Raw genomic sequence first — 23,621 nt, forward strand, 5'->3', positions numbered from 1 at the left:
CAGGGGGCGCCGGCGGCTCCATTCCGCCGTCTACCGCCCGGCAAGCGCGGCCCGCCGACTGAACAGGCTCACGGGCACATACCGGATCATTCTAGCGCGCCGTAACCGGCGCCGCAGCATGCGACGATGGCGGGCCGGGAAGATTCGCTCTCGCCTGGCTTCGCCACCGCAGGAACATTGCGGCTTTCGGAACCGCTCCATGCCTTTCGGGTCACGGCTGACCGGCGGGCGTTCGTCTGCCGGTCATGAGGCGGGGATCAACCCCTGGCGGCGGGCGCGTGGCCCTCTCCGCGGCCGCTGCCCGACAGCAGGTCCATGATCAGTTCCATGTTCAGTTCGGCTTCGACGGCGGCGGCGACCCGCTCGATCCCGCGTTCGCGTTCCAAACTCACGTCGAACACCCGAGGTTGCGGCAGGCCGGCCCAGCGGAGCAGGGCGGTGAGGGCCTCGGGTTCGTCGAACAGGCCGTGCACATAGGTGCCCAGGATCTGGCCGTCGTCGGACAGAGCCCCCTCGGCGCCTCGTTCCAGCCGACAGGCGGGCCGCTCCAGGGCCGGGCCACTACTGACGCCGGCATGGATTTCGTAGCCGCTGACCGTGGCGCCCTCCAAGACCAAGATGCCGGAGACGGTCCGCAGCTGCTTTTCCACTTCGAGCGTCGTTTCGAAATCCAGGAGTCCCAGGCCGGGGCTGGAGCCGGGCGGACCTTCGAGTCCCGCGGGATCGTGGATTGCCTGGCCCAGCATCTGGAACCCTCCGCACAGGCCCAGCAGTTTCCCGCCATAGCGCAGATGCCGCCGGATGGCGCCTTCCCACCCTCCCTCGCGCAGCCAGGCGAGATCCGCGCGGACGCTCTTGCTTCCGGGAAGGATGATGAGATCGGCGGGCGGGGGGGACGCGCCCGTACCGATGAAGCGGAAATCGACCTGCGGATGCAAGCGCAAGGCGTCGAAGTCTGTGTGGTTGCTGATACGGGGCAGTCTCGGGGCAATGACCTTCAAGCGTGTGTCCTGGCCGGGCGCGGCGGGCCGCGACTTCGTCACCACGGCGTCTTCCGCATCGAGGTAGAGGCCGTCCAGGTGGGGCAGAACCCCCACCACCGGCTTGCCGGTGCGCCGTTGCAGCCACTCGATGCCCGGCCGCAACAGGTCCATGTCGCCGCGGAACCGGTTGATGACGAAGCCTCGGGTGCGTTCGCGTTCGCTGGCCGAAAGGAGCTCGAGCGTACCGACGAGGTGGGCGAACACACCGCCGCGATCGATGTCGGCGACGAGAAGCACCGGGCAGTCCACCGCCTCGGCGAAGCCCATGTTGGCGATGTCGCCCGTCCGCAGGTTGATTTCCGCCGGGCTGCCTGCACCTTCGACGATGACCGCCTGAAATTGGTGGGCGAGCCGGGCATAGGATTCCAGCACCGCGGAAAGAGCCTTGGGCTTGAATTCATGGTAACGGCGGGCATCCATGTTGCCCACGGCATGGCCCTGGATGATCACCTGCGAGCCTTGATCGGCGTACGGTTTGAGCAGGACCGGATTCATGTCGGTGTGTGGCGGCAGCCCGCAGGCCTGCGCCTGGACTGCCTGGGCCCGCCCTATCTCCCCTCCTTGCGGCGTGACGGCGCTGTTGAGCGCCATGTTCTGTGGCTTGAAGGGCGCGACGCGGAAACCGCGGCGATGCAGGGCCCGGCACAAACCGGTCACCAGCGTGCTCTTGCCGGCATCGGACGTCGTGCCCTGAATCATCAGTGTTGCACCCTGGGGGAGACGGTGGGACATGTCAGCGGCTCGCGTTACTGGCGCTGTCCTCGACATCCTGCGCGATGGCTGGCGCAGAGGTCGGGAGATCGGGGAGGCCGGACTTCCATCCTCGCGCGGCCAGCTGCCGTCTCGCCGCCCCGATCGCATCCCGGTCTCCCGGCCGGAACAACAGGCCCATGACCGTGCCGCTGTGGGCCACCTGGACACCGAGTGCGCCATGATGTCTGCCGACGGCTTCGAGCTCATCGAGGCGGGGTTTCCGGACGAACCGCTGGTTGAGGCGTGCGCTGGCCGTCGCCACGGCCCCCACCAGGCCGGCATCGCCCCTTGCAATGCCGGCCCGCAATGTCTCCAGCAGAGCTTGGCACCGGGCCATTTCCCGCCGTTCGTAACGGCGCGGGGTACCGCTCAGTGTATCGACTCCGCTGCCGTTGGCGGGATCCTGGACGCTCAGCAGTTCCATGGGAGGCAGCGGGTTGTCGAATCGTTCCACGACGAACCCCTCGCGCTGCGCGAAAACCAGGGCGGGGCCGTCGAACATCAGCGGGTCCGAGGCCGTCTCGGCTGCGACGGCCAGGCGCGCGATCCGTTCAGGCGCCAAGGTCTGTCCGCAGGCATCGGCGACTGCCCGAATCGTCGCCGTGACGTCGGCACTGGAAGAGCCGAGTCCCTGACCGGGGGGGATGTTGCCGTTCAGGAACAGCAGACCGCCAACACCGGAGACTCCAAGGCAGGACAGTGTCAGCAACGCCGCTCGTGCCGCCTTGGGACGGGCAGCGGGAATCGTTTGCAACCGGTTTCCGGCGGCCGGAAAAAAGCAGACGGTGACCCGGTAGTGCAGGCAGGGCAGCGTGACCAGGATGGGTCTCGGGGTGCCGACCGCCGAAGGGATCGCACCCTGCAGGATTTCTCCGTGGTGTCCGTGGGATTCCCCCCGGCCCATGGAAAGCAAGTAGGGCATTTGTCGGATGCGTTCGCTGGGGCAAGGTGACGCGAAAGGCTGTTTCAAACCGGAAGCACGGATTTTCGCCATTCGCTCGGGTCTTGCATAGCCGGGGTTGCGCTTCGTGGGCTGCGGTAGCTGCGGATTTTGACGGGATGGGACAAATCTCTTAGAGTGTGCGCTCTGCTTTCGGGTGCTCGGCCGGCATTCGCCGCGTCCGGGTTAAACGGGAAGCCGGTGCGGCGGAGGGGAGCCTCCGGCAAGGCCGGCGCTGCCCCCGCAACGGTAAGCGAGTCAAACCCCATCACGACGCCACTGCGAGGGTTGGCCCTTGCGGGAAGGCGATGGACCGGCACGGCCCGTGTCGCTCGCAAGTCCGGAGACCGGCCCGTGGCAGTGGTGCTGACCCGCGGCGGGCGGGCGCGGCTCCATGGCACCGCACCCCAGGTGCTGCCAACGGCGCGCGTTCACGTCCAGCGGTTGGGTCCGAATCGTCTTTGAATTGACGGAAAGTCAACCTCCATGAACGCACAGACATCATCTCATTCCTTGCCGGCCCATGTCGGGGCCAGAGCCGCCGCGATCGCCGCCTTCGCGCTCGGTGGTCTGCTGGTGCTCATGGTCGGTTTTTCACCCTTGCCAGCCGTGCACGATGCGACGCACGACACCCGGCATTCCGCCGGTTTTCCTTGCCACTGACCGGAATGTTCCGCGCCTTGGCTTTTTCCGCCGTGCTGGCGGGGCTGTCGGCGGCCTCCGTGTTGACCCTGGCGCAAGCCTTCTGGGTGACTCCTCTGATTCTCGAGGCGGAGGTTTACGAGGAGGCGGCCGCGGCCGGCATGCCGGCGCCGGCGGAAACGCCTGACGGAGCGCTCGACGCCTGGCGGCCGGAAACCGGTTGGCCGCGTTTGCTCGCCACGGCCGCCGGGAATTGTCTCCTGGGCATCGGCTATGGCCTGATGATGACGGGGTTGTATGCGTGGCGCCGGCCCAAGGGCATGACGCAAGGCCTGGCCTGGGGGCTTGCCGGTTTCGTGGTGTTCTTCGCCGCCCCCGGCTTGGGGCTGCCGCCGGAATTGCCGGGCGATTTCGCCGCCGAACTCGGCGCTCGGCAGTCCTGGTGGCTGGCAACGGCCCTTTGTACCACGGGCGGCCTGGCTTTGCTTGGTCTCCAGGAGCGTCGTGTGCTGCGGCTACTGGGGGTGCTGCTGCTGGCCTTGCCGCACCTGGTCGGCGCGCCTCATCCGCCGGTGAGCGGGGGGCTCGCGCCGGAGACGCTCCGTGGCCAGTTCAGGCTGGCGACCCTTTTGAGCAATGCCATGTTCTGGGGGATGCTGGGGGGTGTTTCCGCCGTCGCCTTCCGGCGCTTCTGCCCAGCGGAATGACTCCCCCGGTTCCCGTGAGCATGGAAACCTTGGCAGGTGGCAAAGTCTGGTTCGTCGGCGCCGGGCCAGGCGATCCCGACCTCATCACGGTCAAGGGGCGCCGGCTCGTCGAATCCGCCGGAGCCATCCTCTACGCCGGTTCCCTGGTGTCGGAAGCCGCCTTGGCTTGGGCCAGACCCGGCTGCGTGGTGGAGGATTCCAGGGACATGACGCTGGAGCAGATCGCCGGATGGCTGATCCGGGAGGCGCGGCGCCACCCCGTGGTGGTGCGCCTGCAAACCGGCGATCCCTCGCTCTACGGCGCGCTGACCGAAATGGTGCGCCCGCTGGACGAGGCCGGCATCGAGGTGGGCGTGGTGCCCGGCGTCTCCTCGGCCATGGCCTCGGCCGCGGCGGCGGTGGAAAGCCTGACGCTGCCGGAAGTCACCCAGACGGTGATCCTCACCCGCGTCGAGGGACGCACCCCCATGCCCGAGGGCGAATCCCTGCGGGAGCTGGCCCGCCACCGTTGCACCCTGTGCCTGTTCCTTTCGATCACCCTGCTGCGCGAGGTGCGGGAGGCCCTGCTCGATGCCGGCTGGTCCGACGAGGCGCCGGTGCTGGTGGTCCACAAGGCGAGCTGGCCGGGCGAGGAAAGGATCGTGCGCGGCACGCTGGCGGACATCCGCGAGCGCTGCAAGGCCGAGCGCATCGCCAGCCAGGCCATGATCATCGTGAGCCCCGCCCTCGGCGCGCGCCACTGGCCGGACATCCGGCGCTCCAGGCTCTACGACGCCGGTTTTTCCCATCGTTTCCGCAAGGCGGACAGAACCGCATGAATCCACGGGATACCGTTTTACTGGTCGGACACGGCTCACGGGAGAGCGCCGGCAACCGGGAGATCGAGCAATTCGCCGAAAAGTGGCGGGAGCGCCGTCCCGGGTGGCGCATCGAGGTCTGCTTCATCGAATTCGCCGACGTGCTGCTGGACGAGGGACTGGACCGCGCCGCCCGCCACGGCGGCCGGGTGCTCGTGGCGCCGCTGATCCTCAACGCCGCGGGCCACGTGAAGATGGAGATACCCGAAGCCATCGAGCACGCCCGCCTGCGCCACCCGCAGGTCGAATTCGTCTACGCCCGCCATCTCGGCGCCTGCGAGGAAATCCTCGCCATCCTCAAGCGCAACCTGCGCAAGGCGATGAGCCGGCTGGACATGCCGGACCCCCGCAACACCGGCATCGTGCTTTTGGGGCGCGGTTCGTCCGACCGGGTGGCGAACGGCGAGGTGGCGCGCATGGCGCGCTGGCTGTTCGAGGAAGGGGAACACCCGCTGGTGGACATCGCCTTCACCGGCATCACCCATCCCCGGCTGGAATCGGTCGTACAGCGGCAGGTCCGGCTGGACATGGGGCAGATCGTGATCCTGCCCTACTACCTGTTCACCGGCATCCTCATCGAGCGCATCAAGCGCCAGGCGGCGCGGTTGCAGCAGCAGTATCCGCGCGTCCATTTCGCGCTGGGCGATTATTTCGGCTTCGAGGAGGAAGTCTACGCCCTGCTGGAACAGCGCCTCGCCGAGGCCACCGGAGCAGCCCGGGCCATGATGGAATGCGACGGCTGCAAGTACCGCGAATTCGCCGCCGAACACGGCGGCGGCCATCATCATCACGATCATCACGCAGCATGAGCAACGACAGCGTCACCGAACAGCTCACCGAAGCAGGGCGCCGCATCGAGCACGATTCCTTCGCCATCGTCGATGCCGAGGCCGGCGCCCATGCCTACGGCCCCGAGCAATGGCAGGTGGTGCGGCGCATGATCCACGCCACCGCCGATTTCGAGTTCAACGGCCTGACCCGCTTCCATCCGGAAGCCATCGCGGCGGGCATTCGGGCGATCCGCAGCGGCGCTCCCATCGTCGCCGATGTCGAGATGATCTGCGTCGGGCTGTCCAGACCGCGCCTGGACCATTTCGGCATGAGCGTCCATCAGTTCATCGCCGATCCGGACGTGATCGCCGGCGCCAGGGCGGAAAACACCACGCGGGCCGTGCAGGCCATGCGCAAGGCCCGGTCGGCGGGCCTCCTGGACGGCGGCATCGTCGCCATCGGCAACGCCCCCACCGCCCTGCTGGAAGTGGTGCGCACGATCCGCGAGGAGGGACTCCGGCCGGCGCTGATCGTCGGCATGCCGGTGGGCTTCGTCGCGGCGGCGGAGTCCAAGGCCGAGACCGCGGCGCTGGATTCGGTGCCCTGGATCGTCACCGAGGGCCGCAAGGGCGGTTCCACCCTGGTGGTGGCGGCCCTCCACGCGTTGCTGGCCCTGGCCGAGGCGGCAAGCTGACCGGCGGATGGAAAAGAAACCCAAGGGCACACGCACGGGCTATACCACCGGCGCCTGCTCTGCCGCCGCGGCGCGGGCGGCGACCCTGGGGCTGGTGCGGGGCAGGGTGCCGGATCAGGTGGAGTGCGAGCTGCCCAACGGCCAGCGCGTCGTGTTCGCCGTCACCGACGGCCGCTGTGAGGGCGCGACGGCCCACGCCGTGGTGATCAAGGACGCCGGCGACGACCCCGACGTGACCGACAAGGCGCGGCTCACCGCCGACGTGGCCCTGCTTCCGGAGGCGGTGGGCGCCGTGGTCCTGAAGGGCGGAGAGGGCGTGGGCACCATCACCCGGCAAGGTCTGGGCCTCGAGGTCGGCGGACCCGCCATCAACCCGGTGCCGCGCCGCAACATCGAGGCCAACGTGCGCGAGGCGGCGGGGGACCTGCTGGAGCGGGCCGGGCTGGAGGTCGTCATCTCCGTGCCCGGCGGCGAGGAGATCGCGAAACGCACGCTGAACTATCGCCTCGGCATCGTCGGCGGCATCTCCATCCTGGGCACCACCGGCATCGTCCACCCTTACTCCACCGCGGCATTCCGTGCCAGCGTCATCCAGGCCATCGAGGTCGCCGCCAACCAGGGCCAGGACGTCGTGGTGCTCACCACGGGGGGGCGCACCGAACGCTTCGTGATGAACGAACTGCCGCAACTGCCGCCGGTCTGCTTCGTGCAGATGGGGGATTTCCTCAAGTACGCCCTGGACACCGTCGTGCGGTGCGGCCTCCGCCATGTGGTGATCGGCGGCATGGTGGGCAAGCTGACCAAGATCGCCCAGGGCGAAACCATCACCCACGCCAACCGCAACGCGGTGGACACCGACCTGCTGGCGGACATCGCCGCCGAGGTCGGCGCGCCCGCCGAAGTCTGCGCGGACATCCGGAGCTCCGCCATGGCCCGCTACGCCAGCGAGCGCATGGAAGATCTGGGCCTGATCACGGCCTTCTACGAAGCACTGGGGCGGCGGGCGATCCGCACCCTGCGCGAACGCTACCCCGATCGATTCACCCTGCGGATTCTGATGTGCGATTTCGAGGCCAACAAGCTGGCGGAAGTGGCAGAGGAGGATTCTCCGGGACTTCGTTTATCATCGCCTCTCCCTCGGGGAGAGGATTAGGGTGAAGGGAATTAACATGGATTTTTCTTCCTCATGACTGAACCCTGCCGCATCATCGGCGCACTGGACAACGGCGCCGAGGGACTGACGCCGCAGGCGCTGGCGAGCCTTCGCGCCGCCGATCTGGTGATCGGCGCCGAACGCACCCTCGCCCTGTTCGAAGCTCACCTGGCCGAGGGCGCCGAATGCCGCGATCTGGGCGGTCGCCTTGCGCAAGTGCCGGACTGGATCGCCGAGGCGCGCCGGAATGGAAAGCGGGTCGCAGTGCTGGCCACCGGCGATCCGCTGTGCCACGGCATCGCCGCCTATCTGTGCAACAAGCTCGGCTGCGAGGCTTTGGAGATCCTCCCCAACGTCTCCACGATCCAGCTCGCCTGCGCCCGGCTGGGGCTGCCCTGGCAGGACCTGGCCATCGGCTCGGTGCACAGCCGCGATGCCGGCGAGTGGACACCGGGCGCCGGCCCCGGGCACGGCCTGTACGGGCTGCTGCAAAAGCTGCGGCAGGCCGATCTCATGGGCGTCTTCACCAGTCCGGAAAACGGCCCGGACCGCATCGCCCGCATGTTGCGGGCCGAAGGGCTGGACGAGGAATTCGAGATGGCCATCGCGGAACGGCTGTTGCAGGCGGACGAGCGTATACATGGCTGGCTGGGCATCGCCGAGGCCGCCGGCCAATGCTTCGCCGATCCCAACGTGGTGCTGCTGCGCCGCCGGCCCTGCGAGCGGGAGGCGCTGTTCGGCCTCCCCGACACCCGTTTCCGGCAGCGCGCTCCGGACAAGGGCCTCATCACCAAGCGCGAGGTGCGCGCCGTGTCCCTGGCCCGGCTGGCGCTACGCCCGGACAGCATCGTCTGGGACATCGGCGCGGGCTCCGGCGCGGTCGGCCTGGAAGCGGCGCGCCTGTGCCCCCTGGGCCACGTCTACGCCATCGAGAAGAATGCGGAGGACTTCGCCATCGCCCTGAGCAACCGCGAGAGCCTCCGCGTCAGCAACTACACGCTGGTCCAGGCCAAGGCTCCCCGGGAACTGGACGGCTGGCCCGATCCGCATGGCGTCTTCATCGGCGGCTCCGGCGGCGAACTGCGCGAGCTGATCCAGATCTGCCTGCGACGGCTGCGCACCGGCGGCTGGCTGGTGATGAACTTCGCCACCCTGGAAAACCTGGCGGCGGCGGCGGATGCCCTGAAGGCGTCCGGGGCAAGCTGGGATGTCACCCAGTTGCAGGCGGCGCGCAGCCGTCCCATCCTGGACATGCACCGCCTGCAGGCGGAAAACCCGGTCTGGATCGTTTGCGCCCAGCGAGAGAACAATGAGTGAAATCAACAAGAGCGCGTGTGGGAAGCGTCACGAGCAGTCCGAGTGCAAGGCGCCCGGAGCGCAGGAACCGGAGTGTACAAATGGTACATGAGGATTCCGAGCACCGCGCAACGCAGCAATCGGATTGCGCAGTAGCTTCTCACACACGCTCGCAGGGACGCCTCTTCGGCGTATCGTTGGGCCCCGGCGATCCCGGCCTGATCACCCGCCGCGCCTTCGAACTGCTGCAACGGACCGACGCCTACTGGAGCTATCCGGTCCGCAAAAAGGGCGCCGACAGCTTCGCGCTGCAAATCGCCCTGGAAGCGGGGCTGGGGTTGCCGGCGGAGCACACGCCGCTGGTCTTCCCCATGACCCATGATGCGGAGATCCTGGCGGGCTATTGGCTGCGCGCGGCCGAAACCGTGCTGGCGCGCCTGCGGGAAGGCCGGGACGTGCTGTTCCTGGCCGAAGGGGACGTGTCCACCTATTCCACCTTCATCCATCTGGCCCGGACGGTCAGTGCGCTGGAACCCGGCATCGACATCCAGACCGTCGCCGGAGTGCCGTCCTTCAATGCCGCCGCCGCCCGGCTGGGCATGCCGCTGGCCGACAGCGACGAGACCGTGGCGATCGTCCCCGCCGGCTATGGCATCGAACTGATCGAGCGGCTGCTGGACGACTTCGACACCCTGGTGCTGCTGAAGGTGAAACCGCTGCTGGATGACATCCTGGACCTGCTGGAACGGCGCGGGCTGCTGCCGCACGCCGCTTTCGTCGAGAAGGCCGGCACGCCCGCCGAACGGGTCGAGCGCGACGTGGCCCGCCTGCGCGGCGAGAAGGTGAACTACCTGTCCCTGCTGCTGGTGAAGAACCCGGAGCGGCCGCGCGGCGAGCTACGGCGCGGCTGCCGCAAGAAAAGGGAAGACGCATGACGACACCCCGCATCGCCCTGGTGGGCATCACCAAGCACGGCGTCCAAAAGCTGCTGCGGCTGGTGGAGAAGCTGCCGGAAGCCGAGGTGGTGGTCACGGAAAAGTTCGCCGATCTGCCGCCCCTGCCCAACACCGTCCGGGTCCTGGCCGGCGCATTGAGCGCCCACATCGGCGCGCTGTTCGCCGGCTACGACCAGCTGGTGTTCTTCGTGTCCCTGGGCGCGGTGGTGCGCCTGATCGCGCCTCACCTCAAGTCCAAGGACGAAGACCCCGGCGTGCTGGTGGTGGACGACGCTGCCCGGTTCGTGATCCCGGTGCTGTCCGGCCACGTGGGCGGCGCCAACGCCTATGCCGAGCACCTGGCCGCGCTGCTCGGCGCCACGGCCGTGCTGACGACGGCGTCCGACGTCGGCAAGACCATCCCGGTGGACATTCTGGGGCGGGAACTTGGCTGGCGGGTGGAAGCGCCGAAGCTCAACATCACGAGGGTATCCGCCCACGTGGTGAACGAGGAACCCATCGCCTTCGTGCAGGAGGCGGGCTCGCGCGACTGGTGGACGAGGTCTACGCCGCTGCCCGCCAATATCCATTGCTTCGAGCGCTTCGAGGACGTCGATCTGGACCGCTTTCGCGCCGTGCTCTGGGTGACGCGCCGCGAGATCGCGCCCGAGCTGTGGACGAAACTGGAGGAGCGGCTGGTGGTCTACCGTCCGCCGGAAACGCCATGACGCGGTTCATCCTCGATACCGGCGAGCCATGGAACCCTCTCCTGCTGGGAGAGGGCAGGGTGAGGGCAACAGCGCTGAATGTTTCAACCACTTCGTCGCAAGCCTTGGGCGCCGAAACCCTCACCCCAACCGGCTTCGCCCCCGTCGCCACGCTCTCCCCACGGGGAGAGGGGCTTGGTTCAGCAACATTGCGGGTCATCCTGGGACTGGGCTGCGACCGCGGCGCGGCGCCGGAGACCCTGCAGACCGCGGTGGACGAGGCCCTGGCGCTGGCCGGGCTGAACGGCGACGCGGTCGCGGGCCTCGCCACCATCGACAGGAAGAACGAGGAGGACGCGATCCTGCAACTGGCGGCCCGTCACGGCTGGCCCCTGCGCTTCTACACGGCGGAGGAACTGGCGCGCGTGCCGGTGCCCAACCCCTCGGAAACGGTGCGCCGCTACATGGGCACGCCGGCGGTGGCCGAGGCCGCGGCCCTGCTCGCCGCCCGGGGCGGGATCGGTGATCTGCTGCTGGAAAAACACAAATACCGGGGCGCGGACGGCAAGAACGCCACGGTATCCATCGCAAGGCTGAACGATGAATGAAGGCAAAATCCTGCTGGTGGGCTTCGGCCCCGGCGCCCCCGAGCACATGACCTACCGGGCGCGCGAGGCGATCGCCGAGGCGGACGTGGTGATCGGCTATTCCACCTACATCAAGCTGGTGCAGGAACTCCTGGACGGCAAGGAAGTGGTCCGCAAGGGCATGACCGAGGAAATCGACCGCTGCGTGGAAGCTTACGAGCAGGCCTGCCAGGGCAAGACCGTGGCCCTGATCTCGTCGGGCGACATCGGGGTCTACGGCATGGCCGGCCCCACCTTCGAGGTGCTGCTGCAAGCCGGCTGGACTCCCGCGAGCGGCATCGAGGTGGAGGTAATCCCCGGCGCCACGGCGCTGAGCGCCTGCGCGGCGCTGGTGGGCGCACCGCTCACCCACGACTTCTGCTCCATCTCGCTGTCCGATCTGCTCACGCCCTGGCCGGTGATCGCGCGGCGGCTGGAGGCGGCGGCGCGGGGGGATTTCGTGGTGGCCCTGTACAACCCGAAAAGCGGCCGCCGCACCCGCCAGATCGTCGAGGCGCAGCGCATCCTGCTGCGCCACCGCCGGCCGGACACGCCGGTGGCCATCGTCAAGTCCGCCTACCGCCGCCGGCAGAACATCCAGATGGCCACGCTGGAGGCGATGGCCGACTGCGACATCGGCATGCTGTGCACGGTGCTGATCGGCAACGGCAGCAGCTTCGTGCGCGAAGGGCTGATGATCACGCCGCGGGGCTATGCCAACAAATACGACGGCCTCACCGGCGCCGCGAAGGACGGCGAGCGGGCCGGACGCTCCCTGAGCATGGGCCTGACCGGCTGGCACGGCTGCGTGCGCCGCTGGCTGCGCGACGATCCGGACCGCTCCCTGCGCGAGGCGGCGCGCCATTTCGACGCGCCCCTGGGCGAAATCCTCGCCGCCGTGGGCGCGGCCCAGCCGGACGACGGGGCCGGAACCCATAGGGCGACGGCCGTGGCGCGCCGGGACCTCGACGCCCTGCTGGACAGCGCCCGCCAGTGGGGCCGGCTGCGCGCCGTGGTGCGCAGCGAGGGCGGCGCGGTGACCGAACTGCTGTGCGAGGCACAGGATTTCAGCCGCCGCGGCGACTGGCTCAACCTGATCACCGAGAACTTCCATCTGCACGCGGATCTGTCCCGAGTCGCGGGGCTCTGGTTCTACAGCCGGGAGCATCGCCAGCATGGGGTTTATTTCCTGGACGAAGCCGGGGATGCGGTTTTCTCCTTGCTGCTGGTCAAGCCGGACGAGGATTTCGACGCCGCCGCCCTGGGCCATTTCCACCAGTCCCGCGAACGCTACGGGCAGCCCTTCATTCCTGTCACCGAAACCCCGGAACCGGAGGCCGAAACCGATGAGTGACGTTCAAGACCCGATCAAGCCCAAGATGGGCGCCTACAGGCGCCACCTCCTGGTCTGCACCGGCCCGCGCTGCACCACGAACGGCGAGTCGCAGGCCCTGTTCGACAGCCTCGGCGAGAAGTTCAGGGCCGCCGGCATCGACCAGGGCGAGCTGCGCGTGAAGCGCACCCGCGTTTCCTGCTTCGCCACCTGCAAGTCCGGCCCCCTCGTCTGCATCCAGCCGGACGGCGTCTGGTACTACGACGTCACCGAGGCCAATCTCGACCGCATCATCCGCGAGCACCTGGTCGGCGGCACGCCGGTGGCCGAGCTGATCTATCACCAGGGACCGGGCTGTGGCGCCGTCTGACGAGCGCCATCGCGCCCGCATGGCGCGCAAGCAGGAAGTCGTCGCGGCGAAGGTCGCCCGGGCCATCCGGGACAAAGGCCTCCTGCTGGTGCTGACCGGCATCGGCAAGGGCAAGAGCAGTTCGGCGTTCGGCATGATCGCGCGCGCCCTGGGCCACGGCATGAAAGTGGGCGTGGTGCAGTTCATCAAGGGCGCGTTCTCCACCGGCGAGGAGGCGTTCTTCCGCCGCTTCCCCGAGGAAGTCGATTACCGGGTCATGGGCGAAGGCTTCACCTGGGTCACCCAGGACCGGCAGCGCGACAGGCAGGCCGCCGAGGCCGCCTGGGAAACCGCCCGCGCCATGCTGCAAAACCCGGAACTGGGGCTGGTGGTGCTGGACGAGCTGAACATCGTGCTCAAGCACGGCTATCTGCCGCTGGAGCGGGTACTGGCCGACCTGAGCCGGCGCACCGCGGGTCAGCATGTGGTCGTCACCGGCCGGGGCGCCCGGCCCGAACTGATCGAGCTGGCCGATACGGTCAGCGAAGTCACCAACGTCAAGCATGCCTTCGCCCAGGGCATCCGGGCGCAAAAGGGGATCGAGTTTTGAATGTCGCCTGCCCCGCCCTTCTCATCGCCGGGCCCGCTTCGGGCCAGGGCAAGACCACGCTGACGGCGGCGCTGGCGCGCCATCACGTCCGGCAGGGACGGCGGGTGCGGGTGTTCAAGGTCGGCCCCGACTTTCTCGACCCGATGCTGCTGCAGGCCGCCAGCGGCCAGCCGGTCTATCAGCTCGATCTCTGGCTGGTCGGCGAGGACCAATGCCGAAGCCTTTTGTTCGAGGCCGCGCGGTCCGCCGACCTGATCCTCATCGAGGGCGTCATGGGCCTGTTCGACGGCGTGCCGTCCGCCGCCGATCTGGCGCAGACCTTCGGCGTACCGGTGCTGGCGGTGATCGACGCCTCGGGCATGGCGGAAACCTTCGGCGCGGTCGCGCACGGGCTGGCGACGCACCGGCCGGACCTGCCCTTTGCCGGCGTCGTCGCCAACCGGGTCGCTTCGCCCGGCCACGCCGATAGGCTGCGCGCCAGCGTGCCCGGCGCCATTCCGTTCCGGGGCGCGTTCTTCCGCCAGCCCGACGCCGGCTTTCCCGACCGGCATCTGGGGCTGGTGCAGGCCCTCGAACTCGGCGATCTGGACCGGCGGCTGGACACCCTGGCCGATGCCGTCGCCGGGACCGGCCTCGCCGACCTGCCGGACGGCGTCCCTTTCGCCCCCGAGCCCGCCGCCGCCCCGCCGCGCCTGCTGGAAGACGTCCGCATCGGCATCGCGCGGGACGCAGCCTTCTCTTTCCTCTATCCGGCCAACCTCGACCTGCTCAGGGCCATGGGCGCGAATCTGGACTTCTTCTCGCCGCTCCGGGACCGGTGCTTGCCGGAGGTGGACAGCGTCTACCTGCCCGGCGGCTATCCCGAACTGCATCTGGATACCCTGGCCGGCAACGGCGGAATGAAGGAATCCTTGCGGGCGCATGTCGCCGCCGGCAAGCCGCTGCTCGCCGAATGCGGCGGCTTGCTGTACCTGCTGGAGGAACTGGCGGACCAGAACGGGCGAACCAGCGCCATGTGCGGCATCCTGCCCGGACGGGCGAAGATGCAGACGCGGCTGGCGGGGCTGGGCCTGCAGTCGGCCGCCTTCCGGTCCGGAACGCTGCGCGCCCACACCTTCCATTATTCGCGCCTGGAAACGCCATTGTCGCCGTTTCTTATGGCGGAGCGGCGCCGGGGAGGCAGTGCCGGTGAAGCGGTCTACCGGCAGGGCCGGCTCACCGCGTCGTACCTACACTGGTATCTGCCGTCCTGTCCCGAGGCGGCGGCGGAGCTGCTGCGGCCATGACTCCGCCCGATTTCACACCGGAAGAGATCGAGGCCGTCTACCGGGTCATCCGCGAGCGGCGCGACATGCGCCATTTCCGCCCCGATCCGGTCGATCCGGCGGTCCTGCGGCGTCTGCTGTGGGCCGCCCATCAGGCGCCCAGCGTGGGCTTCATGCAGCCCTGGCGCTTCATCCGCATCACCGACCGGGATCTGCGCGGGCGCATCCACGACCTGGTGGAAACCGAGCGCCGGCGCACCGCCGAAGCCCTGGGCGACAGGGCGGACGAGTTCCGGAAGCTCAAGATCGAAGGCATACGCGAGTGCGGAGAGCTGCTGGCGGCGGTGCTGACCGACGGCCGTGAGCGGCACGTCTTCGGGCGCCGTACCCTCCCCGAGATGGACCTGGCCTCGCTCGCCTGTGCCATACAAAACCTCTGGCTGGCGGCCCGTGCGGAGGGATTGGGCATGGGCTGGGTGTCGTTCTTCGATCCGGTGGATCTGGCCGGGATGCTGGAAATTCCGCCGGGCGGCAAACCGGTGGCGCTGCTTTGCCTGGGACATGTCGAGTCGTTCTACCCTCGCCCCTTGCTGGAATCGGCGGCTTGGGAACGGCGCCGTGACCTCGAGGACGTGGTCTTCGAAAACCGCTGGAACCGGCGGGCGTTCGGAGTCGAGGGGTAGCGCTCGCCGCTAGGCGGCGCGCCATGCCGACAGCGTATGGTCGAGGCGCGACCAGCCGCTTTCCGTCGCCGGCAGGCCGAACCGCAGGCCGGGCGGATGCTCGAACCGACGCGGCAGAATGAGGTGGCGCCTGAGGTGCGCGTCGAGCCGGCGGGCATCATCGGTCCGCACCCATTGGAACAGCGGAGTGCCTCCGGCCGGCGTCAGGCCGTAGCGGGTCAGGAGCGCCGCCAGCCTCCGGCTGTCGCGGACGAGCTGCCGGCGGGCCTCGGCCTGCCAGGGGGAATCGGCCAGGGCCCGCTGCCCGAGCCAGCGCGCCGGTCCGGACACCGCCCACGGGCCGGCGATATCGCGCAAGGCTTCGAGCAAGGGGGGGCGGGCGGCGACGAAGCCGAGACGGGCGCCGGGACAACCGAAGAACTTGCCGAAGGATCGCAGCACGATCAGCCCCTCGTGCCTGGTTTCAGCGGCCAGGCTTCCCTCCGGCGTGGGGTCCATGAAGGCTTCGTCCACCACCAGCCAGCCGCCTCCCTTCCGCAGCGCGGCGTGCCATCCTTTCAGACGCCCGCTGTCACGGTATTCCCCGGTCGGGTTGTTGGGATTGACCACCACCACGACGTCGAACCGTTCGATCTGTCGTTCCACGGTTCGGAGATCCACTTCGTGGACTTCATGTCCCCATAGCCGCCATCCATGCGCGTGCTCGGCATAGGCCGGACTCAGCACGGCCACGCGGCTCTTTGCCCGAAGCCGGGGCAGGAGCTGGATCGCGGCCTGCGTGCCGGCCACCGGCAGCAGGGCCGGCGCGCCGTAACAGGCCATGGCGGCTTCGATCAGTCCGTCCTCGTCTTCCGGCAGACGGGTCCAGCAGTCCGCCGGGATTTCCGGAAATGGCCAGGGACGGGGGCTGATGCCGGTGGACAGGTCCAGCCAGTCCGCCGGGCGGGTGCCGGAGGCGCGGGCCGCTTGCCGCAAACGTCCGCCGTGTTCAAGCAAGTGCGACGCCTCCGATGACGGCGGCCCAGAGCCAAAGCGTCAAGGAACGCCGGACGAGGGAGATGGCGCGCCCGATGTCCCGCGTTTCGGCGGGTCGTCCGTCACCCAGCGCGGGCCGGTGTGTCAGGCTGCCGTGGTAGCTGGCCGGACCGCCGAGCGCGATGCCCAGCGCTCCGGCCCCGGCTGCCATGACCGGGCCGGCGTTGGGGCTCTTCCAGTACCGGCCCTGATGCCGCCAGGCCCGCAAAGCCGCGGGAAGGTGGCCGCACAGTGCGTAGCTCATGGCCGTGAGCCGGGCGGGAAGATAATTGAGCACGTCATCCAGCCTGGCCGCCGCCCAGCCGAAATCCCGGTAACGTTCGTTGCGGTATCCCCACATGGCGTCCAGGGTGTTGGCCAGGCGGTAGACGACCACACCGGGCAGCCCTCCGGCTGCATACCAGAACAGCGCACCGAACACCGCATCGCAACCGTTCTCGAGCACCGATTCGACGGTGGCGGCAGCGATCTGTCCCGCGTCCATGGTCAGAACGTCGCGGCTGACGATACGCCCGACCGCCCGTCGCGCGTTCGCCAGGTCGTCATTCAGCAAGGCATCGCGAACGGCCTCGGCATGTTCGAACAGGCTCCGGGCGCCCAACGCCAGGTAAAGGCCGGCGCCGGCGATGGCGGCCCCGATCGCACCATGGCCGGCCAGGAGGAGCGATATCAGCCAGGCGGGTAACAGCAGGCCGGTCACGGCTGCGATTCCGCGCATCTGCCGCGCCTTGGCCGAACACTCCGGCGGCCCATAGGTGATTGTTTCCATCCGGTTGGCCAGGCGGCCGAAGCCGACGAGAGGATGGAATTTGCGTGGTTCGCCCAGGAAGTGGTCGATGACGACGGCCACGGGCATGAGAAACGACGCAATGGCTTTTTCCGTGCTGGATTCCATGGTTCATCGTTCAGGTGGAGCGGTCGGGTCGGAATCGTGGAGAAGGTGTGTCCTGTTCGTCTTCCCTCTGGAAGAGGATTCGGGCCAGGGAAATGCCGGGCGGTTTGATTCCCCGGTGTCTTCCCCGCGTTCCGGGCCCGCCAGGCTATGTCTTTCCTTACCGGTGTCCCGCTGCGTCAACCGGTCGAAGGCCCGATTTTTTCGTTGGCGAGGGCTTTTTCCGTAATTTCCTTGTACAGATCTATGGCGCTGGCATAGATATCCTGGTACTCCGGGTGCCGGTCGGCCATCGGCTTGATTCGTTCCGCGGTTTCGAACACTTCGTGGAGGAACGCCAAATCGCCGTCATCCAGCCGCTCACCCCGGTCGACCTTTTCCTTCAGTGCGAAAGCCCTCGGAAGCCTCTGCGTCCTCAGCCGCTCCAACAGTGCCATCGCGATGCCGGTGTCTTTGGATACTTCGGTCATGGTCTCCCTCCTGAACTGGCGAATGGAAGCCCGGATCGCCGCGGGTCCTGCGGGCGGCCGGCTTCGGGTGCTTCGGTGCGCTCGGATTGTCCGGCGAGCGGGCGCCCGAGGCAAGGCGAATCTCCGACCCGGCAAATCCTGGTTCACGGGGAACGGGAAAACCGGCTTCATCCCAGATAGCGCGAGAGCTCTTTCACCACATCGGGGCGGTCGGGAATTTCCCCTTTGGGGATGCGTCCGGGCAGGATGATTCTCCGCGCGCCGGTCGCGGAGAACAGCTCCGTGAGCCGGAGTTCGCCGGCCGACGATGGCTCAAAATCCGCGAGCTTGATCCCGCGGTAATCCAGCCGCAGGACGACCGGCCGGATATCGAGCCATTTCCCGGGTTGGCCTAGAACCTCCGCGATGCAGTCGAGGCTTTGGTCGAGGCCGAGAGCATTCGTCCCGACCTGCCCCAGCTCGGCGTCTATCGACTCGATCTCGGCTTCCGCCGCCTCGATGCCCCCTCCGTCGTGCCCGTCGTCGGCCAGGGCGGAGGAGATGCCCCAGCCGCCCGCCCGCAGAGCATCGAGCTTGCGCCGCAGCAGACGGCGCTGGTGTTCCAATTCCACTCTTTTCCGGGTTTCCCGGGCAAGCCGTTCCAGTGCCCGTTCGATCAGGAAGTCGAAGGCCCGCTTCTTCAGTTCCCGCCGGGCTCCCTCTTCGGAGGAGGCCGGGGCGATGTAGCGGTGATGGGAGAAGCTGACCGCCACCTGGACCACGTCCTTGCGGACGGTGTCGCCTTCCAGTTCCATGCCCAGCACCGTGCGCTCTTCCTTCTGCATCACCAGCAGTCCGAAAATTTCGTCGGCCGGTATTTCCGTGCAATGCCGTCGGTACTCCCGGACGTCCTTGAGCTTGCCGAGCACGTCGTGAAGGTGGTCGACCGAGCTGAAGAACGCCCGGATGCGTGGATCGGTGCCGAAACTCTGCGCGCTGATCTCCGTCGGCGGCGGCATCGAATCGACCAGGGCGATGACATGATCGACCGCGCGCGCGACGGGCTCGCGCAGCCGCTGCCGGTAGTCGCCAAGGGCACGCACGCGGCGGTCGGTGCCGTCGACCGCCCGTTCGATGGCTGCGTCGATCAAGGCCCGGTCGGGGCCTGCGTCTCCTGCAGCCGTCGGTGTGAACAGGGAACTCAGGAATCGCAGCACGAAAACGGCCTCCTGTTAGAATCGGCGGTGGCGGTACGGATTTTACGCCTGTGGAATCCGAACCCGTTTTCAGCGTATCACCTGATGTAAGTCATGATCGTCTATCTGCACGGATTTTGTTCGTCGCCTCGATCGGAGAAGGCGACTCTCCTCGGACGGCGCATGGCCGAGCGCGCCCTGGCGGACAGATTCTGGTGCGAGCAGCTTCCGCCCGGCCCGCGCCAGGCCATCGAGTTCGTAGAGGGAGTCCTGGCGAAGTGCCGAACGCGTCCCGCTCTCGTGGGAAGTTCGCTGGGCGGCTACTATGCCACCCATCTGGCCGAGAAGCACGACCTGCGCGCGGTGCTGATCAATCCGGCCGCCTTCGCCTATCGAAGTCTGGCTCCGGCGGTGGGGCGGCAGCGGAATCTCCATACCGGCGAGCCTTTCGAGTTCACCGAACGCCATCTGGCCGAGCTGGCACGGCTCGAGGTGCCGCGACTGAGCCATCCCGAGCGCTTCTGGCTGCTGGTGGAAACCGGCGACGAGGTACTCGATTACCGCGAGGCCGTCGAAAAGTATTCTGGCGCCCGCCAGACGGTGATCGAGGGCGGGGACCACAGTTTCCGCCATTTTGCCGACTATCTGGATGCGATCATCGACTTCTCGCTGGCGCCTTGAGCACACCTTGCAGAGCACCTACCGGGGGCCGGAACCCGCTCGCCCGTCCGTGGGCTCGGCCCGCAGCAGCGATTCGGCGGCCAGGGCCTGCCTGCGCGCAGCATCCGTGCTTCCGGCGATCGACATCAGATGCATGCCGGTCCCGGTTTCCAGCCCGGCCGGCGTGAGGATCACGATACCCTCCTCGCCGCGGTCGCGGAAGGCGAGGGGGCCCAAGCGCGCGAGCGCCGCCGGCAGGGAGCAGGGGCGGTTCTTCGAGTCGGTGCGTTGTACGATCAGCAGTGCCCGCCGTTTCCAGTCGCCGAGCAGGCGGTTGGCGAGCGTCATGGGGATCGAGGTTCCGCCCCAGCGTCCGTTGCATTCGATCCAGTGCGGCAAGGCCGTGGCCGCATCGTTGCCAGCGATCACGGCGTCGAAACTGCAGCGCCCGAAGTAGCCCATCTGCTGGAACAGGTGCGCGAGCTGCAGGGCCTCGCCGGCCAGGCGGTTGCGCAGGGACTCGGGCAGTTCGCACGGCATGGCGCCGACGAAGGTTCCTTCCTCGTCGCCGATGGCTTGGTCGAATATGCCTTCGACCACGGGGAGCGAATCGTCGCGGGCGGGAATCCATATCTGGACGGAAGGGCTGGCGAGGACATCGCAGTCCCAGGCGCCGACCAGCAGCGGAAAGCCGCCGTTCCAGCCGCGCCGGGCCAGAAGTCGCGACACCCGGCGGCTCAGCAGGGCAGGCGGCAGCCGCCGGATCAGCTCCGAAAGGAAGATCAGATTGCCGGCACCGCCGGCGCTGTCCGGTATCTTGATCACGATCCGCTCGAAGCGCCGCGCAAGCGCTCCCAGACGTCCGGCAAGACCGACCGGCCCGAACGTGCAGTAGCTCGGCGGCAGCGCCGCGGGACCGAGCAGATCCTTCACGCATCGGGCGAACCAGAGCTTGTCGTTGACCCGCTGGGTGAGATGCGGCGGCGGTGCGGCGACCTTGACCCTGGCTCCGGTCCGCTCTGCGATCAGCCCCGCGAACCGCCATGCCTGGCGGGTCCCGATGTAGGGGATCAGGTTCAGCCGGCGGTGCTTGCGCGCCGTCTCGACGATGGGTTCCAGCGCGCTCGGCGTGGCGGCGCAGCGCTCGGGGAGCGTGGCATGGCCGAGGGCCGATGCCGGCGGAACCCCGAGCACGGTGACGCTTCCGAGTCCCAGCGTGTGGCGGCAATACGTCTCGAAGTCCTCGCTGCGGGGTCCACCGATGAGGACCATGTCCTCGTCCCCCGCCAGCATCAGGGCGCGGTACTGCAGCCCCAGGTCAGCCCCCGGCTGGGCGTACAGGGTGATCTCGGCGTGGTCTTCGAAAAGCAGCGCGGGAGCGTCGTCGACGCCGGCGGAGACTTTGTCGCCGAACATCCGGGTCGAGGCCAGCGTCGGCTCGTCGGCGAGCATGCGTTTGGCGATGCCCGCGATCCGTCGGGCTTGCGCGGCATCGAGGCCGACGCCGGGGAACTCCACGATCGGCAGGGATGGCCGCGTCGAAGCGGGGCAGGGGCACTTCGTCGTCGCGGCCATCGGGGCAAAGACTCGGTTTCAGCCGGACGCGGCCAGGCCGGTCCAGCGAGGATGCCGTTCGCGCCAGACCGTCAACTCCCGGTACAGCGCGGCCTGGTCCTCCTCGGGAAGTCGCTCCATCGCCGCGAACATCTCCCCGCATTCCGCGATATGGGCCTCCATCGCGCGGGACAGTTCCATCAGCCGGGTGCGCTCGTCTTCCGGGAGCGGCGCGCCGGGTTCGCGCTCCAGCAGGGCGCGGACGGCCTCGAGCCCCTTGCCGTGCTCCGAGTACAGGCGGCGTACTTCCGTCGAGCCCAGCATGTGCGCCAGCGCGGGATAGAAGTGCTTTTCCTCGAAGGCGATGTGGGCGCCGGCCGTGGTGTCGATGCGCTCGGCGGCCTCGCGCGCGCCGGCGGCATCAGCGCCCCGCAGGCACTGCGAAAGCTCGTGAAAGCCCCGCCCGAGCACGGCGTGGTCCTCGCGGAATGCGTCGAACAGGTTATGCTCTGGTGGCGACTGACGGTTTTCCATAGGATTTAACGTGAAAATCGCAGTACCTTATCCCTCTCTCCCTTTGGGAGAGGGCAGGGGTGAGGGAAACGATCATGGTTTTTCGTCACCCGGGGCGGCTGGTCGCCATGATCGTCAGTCTACGTATCCGCTCCGGAGCAGGCAAACCGCATATGTGCAGGCTGTACGGCTTCCGCGCCACCGAACCGACCAAGGTCGAATGCGCGCTGGTCCATGCCCAGAACGCCCTGATGGTCCAGAGCCGGCGCGACCGGGAGGGGCTGCGGCACGGCCACGGCTGGGGGGTGGCGACCTACGAGAACCGCCTCCCGCACGTGGAGCGGCAGGCCTGGGCAGCCTACCACAGCGAGCGGTTCCGGCGCGCCGCGGCGAGCGTCCGTGCCTGCACCGTCATTGCCCACGTGCGCCACGCCACCGTCGGCCGGCCCTTGCTCGAGAACACCCACCCTTTCACGCACGGCTGCTGGACCTTCGCGCACAACGGGACCATCCCCCGCTTCTCCGAGATCAGGCCGCCCATGCTGGAAGCGATGACGTCGGAGCACCGGGCGGCGATCGGCGGCTCCACCGACAGCGAGCACATCTTCCACCTGCTCCTCAGCATGCACGAGGCGGCGCCGGACCGCCCGCTGCTCGACATCGTGCGCGACGGCGCCCGGCGGATCATGGCCTGGTGCGAGGAGTTCCCCTCCCACCGCGGACTCGGACTCAACGTCCTGCTCACCGACGGAGACCGGTTCGTCGGCACACGCCTGGGCCGGACGCTCTACTACGTCGAACGCGAGGGGTTGCTCGACTGCGAAATCTGCGGCTTCCCGCACATCGATCACACGCCGGGGAATCCGTACTTCGCCGTGGTCGTTGCCTCGGAGCCGCTGTCGCACGAGGCTTGGCGGGAGATACCCGAGGGTTCCGTGTATGAGATTACCCCCGATATGCGGGTTCATGTTGAGGATATTGTTGCGGTGGCTTAGTATGGAGATAAGCCCCAGTGGGCGGTGATCCCGATATTCCAGCTATCGGCAGATACGATCGAGAAGAACCAACATAAGGGTGTTGGCGGCGTTTGCTACTGCTGGTATGCGGCGTTACAATCCGGTCCTGTATCCGTAGGACCCGTGTTACTTGATCGGGAGCTTTCTGGGTATCATGCAGAATTGCTGGATATACAGATCAATGTAATGCATTGTTATGCATAGGAGCCGCGTATGAGCGCCAAGCAGTTTGCCGCGCAGATGAAGGCCATGATTGAGGAGATCAAGGCCAATGGCACCGCAGCCATCTATTGCGACAACCTCATCGCTTATCTTGCGGAAGTCCAAAACACACCCGAGGCAGAGCCGTCGGCCATTCAGATAGAGCGATACAAAGCCGACCTCCAGAACTGGATTGAAACCAACAAGTACAACCACGAGGGGTGCCTCGAAATGTTTCGTTCGGTCGTCACATCCGGACAGGCCGCGATCAAATCATCCTTCTTGCTTAACGGTGGCGCTGCCGTGGCCATGCTCGCGTTCATCGGCCACCTCGCCCAGTTCAGGCCTGAGAAGGTGCCAACCTTCGCAGCGTGTCTCATGCCTTTCGCGTATGGCGTCTTGGCAATTTCCGTTACATCTGGCTTCACCTATTTGTCGCAATGGTGCTACGCAAGCACTCGCCCTTGGATGCGGAAGGTTGGGTTTGCCTTCAACATGCTGTGCATTCTGTTCGGCTTGTCGTCCTACGGCTTTTTCCTCTGGGGCGTCTATGACACCAACCACTCATTTATCGCCTATGCATAACCCTGCGCTCAACCGGACCTGCGCGAAAAGCCGCGCAGGCCGGTTAGCTCCACGTTGGATGACAGAGGTACATCGCGGTGTACTCGTTTCGCATTCGGTTCAATCGCTCCCCTACCGACACAATCCAAAGCGCTGCAAATCAGCTCTCGGTCTCGG

General features: G+C 67.6%; 26 protein-coding genes and 1 riboswitch. Of the genes, 18 read left to right on the top strand and 8 right to left on the bottom strand.

All coding sequences use genetic code 11. The features are described 5' to 3' along the window. Nucleotides 1-257: 257 nt before the first annotated feature. A complete protein-coding gene (locus H156_RS0102470; protein WP_017365401.1) occupies nucleotides 258-1,775 on the bottom strand; it encodes a cobyric acid synthase in 1,518 nt (505 codons plus the stop codon). A 1-nt stretch (nucleotide 1,776) separates the two neighbouring features. Further along, nucleotides 1,777-2,718 carry a GHMP family kinase ATP-binding protein gene (locus H156_RS0102475; RefSeq protein WP_238536861.1) on the bottom strand — a complete coding sequence of 314 codons (942 nt, stop codon included), beginning with the start codon at nucleotides 2,716-2,718 and terminating at the stop codon, nucleotides 1,777-1,779. Nucleotides 2,719-2,873: 155 nt separating this feature from the next. Further along, nucleotides 2,874-3,106, top strand: a riboswitch (cobalamin riboswitch). Nucleotides 3,107-3,222: 116 nt separating this feature from the next. Here H156_RS0102475 and H156_RS16615 point away from each other — a divergent pair. The 15 genes from H156_RS16615 to bluB all read left to right on the top strand — a co-directional run bounded on the left by H156_RS16615 (nucleotide 3,223) and on the right by bluB (nucleotide 15,364). Beyond that, entirely contained in the window at nucleotides 3,223-3,399 is a 177-nt protein-coding gene (locus tag H156_RS16615) for a CbtB domain-containing protein (protein WP_017365399.1), read from the top strand. Between the two features lie 17 nt (nucleotides 3,400-3,416). Beyond that, nucleotides 3,417-4,085 carry a CbtA family protein gene (locus H156_RS0102485; protein ID WP_428829180.1) on the top strand — a complete coding sequence of 223 codons (669 nt, stop codon included), beginning with the start codon at nucleotides 3,417-3,419 and terminating at the stop codon, nucleotides 4,083-4,085. Nucleotides 4,086-4,105: 20 nt separating this feature from the next. Next, the gene (cobM, locus tag H156_RS0102490) at nucleotides 4,106-4,903 is read left to right on the top strand and encodes a precorrin-4 C(11)-methyltransferase (RefSeq protein ID WP_238536860.1); all 798 of its coding nucleotides are present in this window, start codon (nucleotides 4,106-4,108) and stop codon (nucleotides 4,901-4,903) included. Continuing rightward, nucleotides 4,900-5,751 (top strand): sirohydrochlorin chelatase, encoded by an 852-nt coding sequence (locus tag H156_RS0102495; protein WP_017365396.1) that lies wholly within the window; start codon nucleotides 4,900-4,902, stop codon nucleotides 5,749-5,751. Before cobM ends, H156_RS0102495 begins: the two co-directional genes overlap by 4 nt. Then, on the top strand, nucleotides 5,748-6,407 hold the full coding sequence (locus H156_RS0102500) for a precorrin-8X methylmutase (RefSeq protein WP_017365395.1): 660 nt from the start codon (nucleotides 5,748-5,750) through the stop codon (nucleotides 6,405-6,407). The genes H156_RS0102495 and H156_RS0102500 overlap by 4 nt, the downstream gene beginning before the upstream one ends. Nucleotides 6,408-6,414: 7 nt before the next feature. Continuing rightward, nucleotides 6,415-7,560, top strand: coding sequence for a cobalt-precorrin-5B (C(1))-methyltransferase (locus H156_RS0102505; RefSeq protein WP_017365394.1), 1,146 nt, complete (start codon nucleotides 6,415-6,417; stop codon nucleotides 7,558-7,560). Between the two features lie 33 nt (nucleotides 7,561-7,593). Continuing rightward, on the top strand, nucleotides 7,594-8,877 hold the full coding sequence (locus tag H156_RS0102510) for a bifunctional cobalt-precorrin-7 (C(5))-methyltransferase/cobalt-precorrin-6B (C(15))-methyltransferase (RefSeq protein WP_017365393.1): 1,284 nt from the start codon (nucleotides 7,594-7,596) through the stop codon (nucleotides 8,875-8,877). A gap of 80 nt (nucleotides 8,878-8,957) precedes the next feature. Further along, nucleotides 8,958-9,791, top strand: a complete 834-nt coding sequence (gene cobI / locus H156_RS0102515) for a precorrin-2 C(20)-methyltransferase (protein WP_017365392.1) — start codon at nucleotides 8,958-8,960, stop codon at nucleotides 9,789-9,791. Continuing rightward, the gene (locus H156_RS0102520) at nucleotides 9,788-10,519 is read left to right on the top strand and encodes a cobalamin biosynthesis central domain-containing protein (protein WP_017365391.1); all 732 of its coding nucleotides are present in this window, start codon (nucleotides 9,788-9,790) and stop codon (nucleotides 10,517-10,519) included. The genes cobI and H156_RS0102520 overlap by 4 nt, the downstream gene beginning before the upstream one ends. Beyond that, nucleotides 10,516-11,106, top strand: a complete 591-nt coding sequence (locus H156_RS0102525; RefSeq protein WP_081504042.1) for a cobalamin biosynthesis protein — start codon at nucleotides 10,516-10,518, stop codon at nucleotides 11,104-11,106. The genes H156_RS0102520 and H156_RS0102525 overlap by 4 nt, the downstream gene beginning before the upstream one ends. Then, a complete protein-coding gene (cobJ, locus tag H156_RS0102530) occupies nucleotides 11,099-12,478 on the top strand; it encodes a precorrin-3B C(17)-methyltransferase (protein WP_017365389.1) in 1,380 nt (459 codons plus the stop codon). Before H156_RS0102525 ends, cobJ begins: the two co-directional genes overlap by 8 nt. Further along, the gene (locus H156_RS0102535; RefSeq protein WP_017365388.1) at nucleotides 12,471-12,827 is read left to right on the top strand and encodes a (2Fe-2S) ferredoxin domain-containing protein; all 357 of its coding nucleotides are present in this window, start codon (nucleotides 12,471-12,473) and stop codon (nucleotides 12,825-12,827) included. Before cobJ ends, H156_RS0102535 begins: the two co-directional genes overlap by 8 nt. After that, nucleotides 12,814-13,416, top strand: coding sequence for a cob(I)yrinic acid a,c-diamide adenosyltransferase (gene cobO / locus H156_RS0102540; RefSeq protein WP_017365387.1), 603 nt, complete (start codon nucleotides 12,814-12,816; stop codon nucleotides 13,414-13,416). The genes H156_RS0102535 and cobO overlap by 14 nt, the downstream gene beginning before the upstream one ends. Further along, nucleotides 13,413-14,702 carry a cobyrinic acid a,c-diamide synthase CobB gene (locus H156_RS0102545; protein ID WP_017365386.1) on the top strand — a complete coding sequence of 430 codons (1,290 nt, stop codon included), beginning with the start codon at nucleotides 13,413-13,415 and terminating at the stop codon, nucleotides 14,700-14,702. The genes cobO and H156_RS0102545 overlap by 4 nt, the downstream gene beginning before the upstream one ends. Beyond that, the gene (bluB, locus tag H156_RS0102550) at nucleotides 14,699-15,364 is read left to right on the top strand and encodes a 5,6-dimethylbenzimidazole synthase (protein ID WP_010961518.1); all 666 of its coding nucleotides are present in this window, start codon (nucleotides 14,699-14,701) and stop codon (nucleotides 15,362-15,364) included. The genes H156_RS0102545 and bluB overlap by 4 nt, the downstream gene beginning before the upstream one ends. Before the next feature lie 9 nt (nucleotides 15,365-15,373). On the opposite strand, the gene cobD is transcribed toward bluB, so the two are convergent. From cobD to H156_RS0102570, 4 genes are all read right to left on the bottom strand, one after another. After that, nucleotides 15,374-16,360 (bottom strand): threonine-phosphate decarboxylase CobD, encoded by a 987-nt coding sequence (gene cobD / locus H156_RS0102555; RefSeq protein WP_010961517.1) that lies wholly within the window; start codon nucleotides 16,358-16,360, stop codon nucleotides 15,374-15,376. Beyond that, a complete protein-coding gene (gene cbiB / locus H156_RS0102560) occupies nucleotides 16,353-17,294 on the bottom strand; it encodes an adenosylcobinamide-phosphate synthase CbiB (RefSeq protein ID WP_010961516.1) in 942 nt (313 codons plus the stop codon). Before cbiB ends, cobD begins: the two co-directional genes overlap by 8 nt. Before the next feature lie 176 nt (nucleotides 17,295-17,470). After that, nucleotides 17,471-17,761 carry a hypothetical protein gene (locus H156_RS0102565; protein WP_017365385.1) on the bottom strand — a complete coding sequence of 97 codons (291 nt, stop codon included), beginning with the start codon at nucleotides 17,759-17,761 and terminating at the stop codon, nucleotides 17,471-17,473. Between the two features lie 167 nt (nucleotides 17,762-17,928). After that, the gene (locus tag H156_RS0102570; protein WP_026045954.1) at nucleotides 17,929-18,957 is read right to left on the bottom strand and encodes a hypothetical protein; all 1,029 of its coding nucleotides are present in this window, start codon (nucleotides 18,955-18,957) and stop codon (nucleotides 17,929-17,931) included. A 93-nt stretch (nucleotides 18,958-19,050) separates the two neighbouring features. Here H156_RS0102570 and H156_RS0102575 point away from each other — a divergent pair, with 93 nt between their 5' ends. Continuing rightward, nucleotides 19,051-19,617, top strand: coding sequence for a YqiA/YcfP family alpha/beta fold hydrolase (locus H156_RS0102575; RefSeq protein WP_010961513.1), 567 nt, complete (start codon nucleotides 19,051-19,053; stop codon nucleotides 19,615-19,617). Between the two features lie 18 nt (nucleotides 19,618-19,635). Here H156_RS0102575 and H156_RS0102580 read toward each other — a convergent pair whose 3' ends face one another. Together H156_RS0102580 and H156_RS0102585 are read right to left on the bottom strand one after the other, a co-directional pair. Then, the gene (locus tag H156_RS0102580) at nucleotides 19,636-21,171 is read right to left on the bottom strand and encodes a preATP grasp domain-containing protein (protein ID WP_017365382.1); all 1,536 of its coding nucleotides are present in this window, start codon (nucleotides 21,169-21,171) and stop codon (nucleotides 19,636-19,638) included. 18 nt (nucleotides 21,172-21,189) lie between these two features. Then, nucleotides 21,190-21,684 carry a hemerythrin domain-containing protein gene (locus H156_RS0102585; protein WP_017365381.1) on the bottom strand — a complete coding sequence of 165 codons (495 nt, stop codon included), beginning with the start codon at nucleotides 21,682-21,684 and terminating at the stop codon, nucleotides 21,190-21,192. Between the two features lie 74 nt (nucleotides 21,685-21,758). Here H156_RS0102585 and H156_RS0102590 point away from each other — a divergent pair, with 74 nt between their 5' ends. Together H156_RS0102590 and H156_RS0102595 are read left to right on the top strand one after the other, a co-directional pair. Next, on the top strand, nucleotides 21,759-22,658 hold the full coding sequence (locus tag H156_RS0102590; RefSeq protein WP_017365380.1) for a class II glutamine amidotransferase: 900 nt from the start codon (nucleotides 21,759-21,761) through the stop codon (nucleotides 22,656-22,658). Between the two features lie 234 nt (nucleotides 22,659-22,892). Continuing rightward, nucleotides 22,893-23,465: a hypothetical protein gene (locus H156_RS0102595; protein WP_017365379.1), complete on the top strand. Its 573-nt coding sequence runs from the start codon at nucleotides 22,893-22,895 to the stop codon at nucleotides 23,463-23,465. The last annotated feature ends 156 nt before the right edge of the window (nucleotides 23,466-23,621 follow it).

This window comes from Methylococcus capsulatus str. Texas = ATCC 19069, assembly GCF_000424685.1.
GTDB classification, from domain to species: domain Bacteria; phylum Pseudomonadota; class Gammaproteobacteria; order Methylococcales; family Methylococcaceae; genus Methylococcus; species Methylococcus capsulatus.

What these genes read in the sequence shown, in the direction of transcription:
- H156_RS0102470 (WP_017365401.1), bottom strand. Translation starts at nt 1,775, where the DNA reads ATGTCCCACCGTCTCCCCCAGGGTGCAACACTGATGATTCAGGGCACG.
- H156_RS0102475 (WP_238536861.1), bottom strand. Translation starts at nt 2,718, where the DNA reads ATGCCCTACTTGCTTTCCATGGGCCGGGGGGAATCCCACGGACACCAC.
- H156_RS16615 (WP_017365399.1), top strand. Translation starts at nt 3,223, where the DNA reads ATGAACGCACAGACATCATCTCATTCCTTGCCGGCCCATGTCGGGGCC.
- cobM (WP_238536860.1), top strand. Translation starts at nt 4,106, where the DNA reads ATGGAAACCTTGGCAGGTGGCAAAGTCTGGTTCGTCGGCGCCGGGCCA.
- H156_RS0102495 (WP_017365396.1), top strand. Translation starts at nt 4,900, where the DNA reads ATGAATCCACGGGATACCGTTTTACTGGTCGGACACGGCTCACGGGAG.
- H156_RS0102500 (WP_017365395.1), top strand. Translation starts at nt 5,748, where the DNA reads ATGAGCAACGACAGCGTCACCGAACAGCTCACCGAAGCAGGGCGCCGC.
- H156_RS0102505 (WP_017365394.1), top strand. Translation starts at nt 6,415, where the DNA reads ATGGAAAAGAAACCCAAGGGCACACGCACGGGCTATACCACCGGCGCC.
- H156_RS0102510 (WP_017365393.1), top strand. Translation starts at nt 7,594, where the DNA reads ATGACTGAACCCTGCCGCATCATCGGCGCACTGGACAACGGCGCCGAG.
- cobI (WP_017365392.1), top strand. Translation starts at nt 8,958, where the DNA reads ATGGTACATGAGGATTCCGAGCACCGCGCAACGCAGCAATCGGATTGC.
- H156_RS0102520 (WP_017365391.1), top strand. Translation starts at nt 9,788, where the DNA reads ATGACGACACCCCGCATCGCCCTGGTGGGCATCACCAAGCACGGCGTC.
- H156_RS0102525 (WP_081504042.1), top strand. Translation starts at nt 10,516, where the DNA reads ATGACGCGGTTCATCCTCGATACCGGCGAGCCATGGAACCCTCTCCTG.
- cobJ (WP_017365389.1), top strand. Translation starts at nt 11,099, where the DNA reads ATGAATGAAGGCAAAATCCTGCTGGTGGGCTTCGGCCCCGGCGCCCCC.
- H156_RS0102535 (WP_017365388.1), top strand. Translation starts at nt 12,471, where the DNA reads ATGAGTGACGTTCAAGACCCGATCAAGCCCAAGATGGGCGCCTACAGG.
- bluB (WP_010961518.1), top strand. Translation starts at nt 14,699, where the DNA reads ATGACTCCGCCCGATTTCACACCGGAAGAGATCGAGGCCGTCTACCGG.
- cbiB (WP_010961516.1), bottom strand. Translation starts at nt 17,294, where the DNA reads ATGGAATCCAGCACGGAAAAAGCCATTGCGTCGTTTCTCATGCCCGTG.
- H156_RS0102565 (WP_017365385.1), bottom strand. Translation starts at nt 17,761, where the DNA reads ATGACCGAAGTATCCAAAGACACCGGCATCGCGATGGCACTGTTGGAG.
- H156_RS0102575 (WP_010961513.1), top strand. Translation starts at nt 19,051, where the DNA reads ATGATCGTCTATCTGCACGGATTTTGTTCGTCGCCTCGATCGGAGAAG.
- H156_RS0102580 (WP_017365382.1), bottom strand. Translation starts at nt 21,171, where the DNA reads ATGGCCGCGACGACGAAGTGCCCCTGCCCCGCTTCGACGCGGCCATCC.
- H156_RS0102585 (WP_017365381.1), bottom strand. Translation starts at nt 21,684, where the DNA reads ATGGAAAACCGTCAGTCGCCACCAGAGCATAACCTGTTCGACGCATTC.
- H156_RS0102590 (WP_017365380.1), top strand. Translation starts at nt 21,759, where the DNA reads ATGGTTTTTCGTCACCCGGGGCGGCTGGTCGCCATGATCGTCAGTCTA.
- H156_RS0102595 (WP_017365379.1), top strand. Translation starts at nt 22,893, where the DNA reads ATGAGCGCCAAGCAGTTTGCCGCGCAGATGAAGGCCATGATTGAGGAG.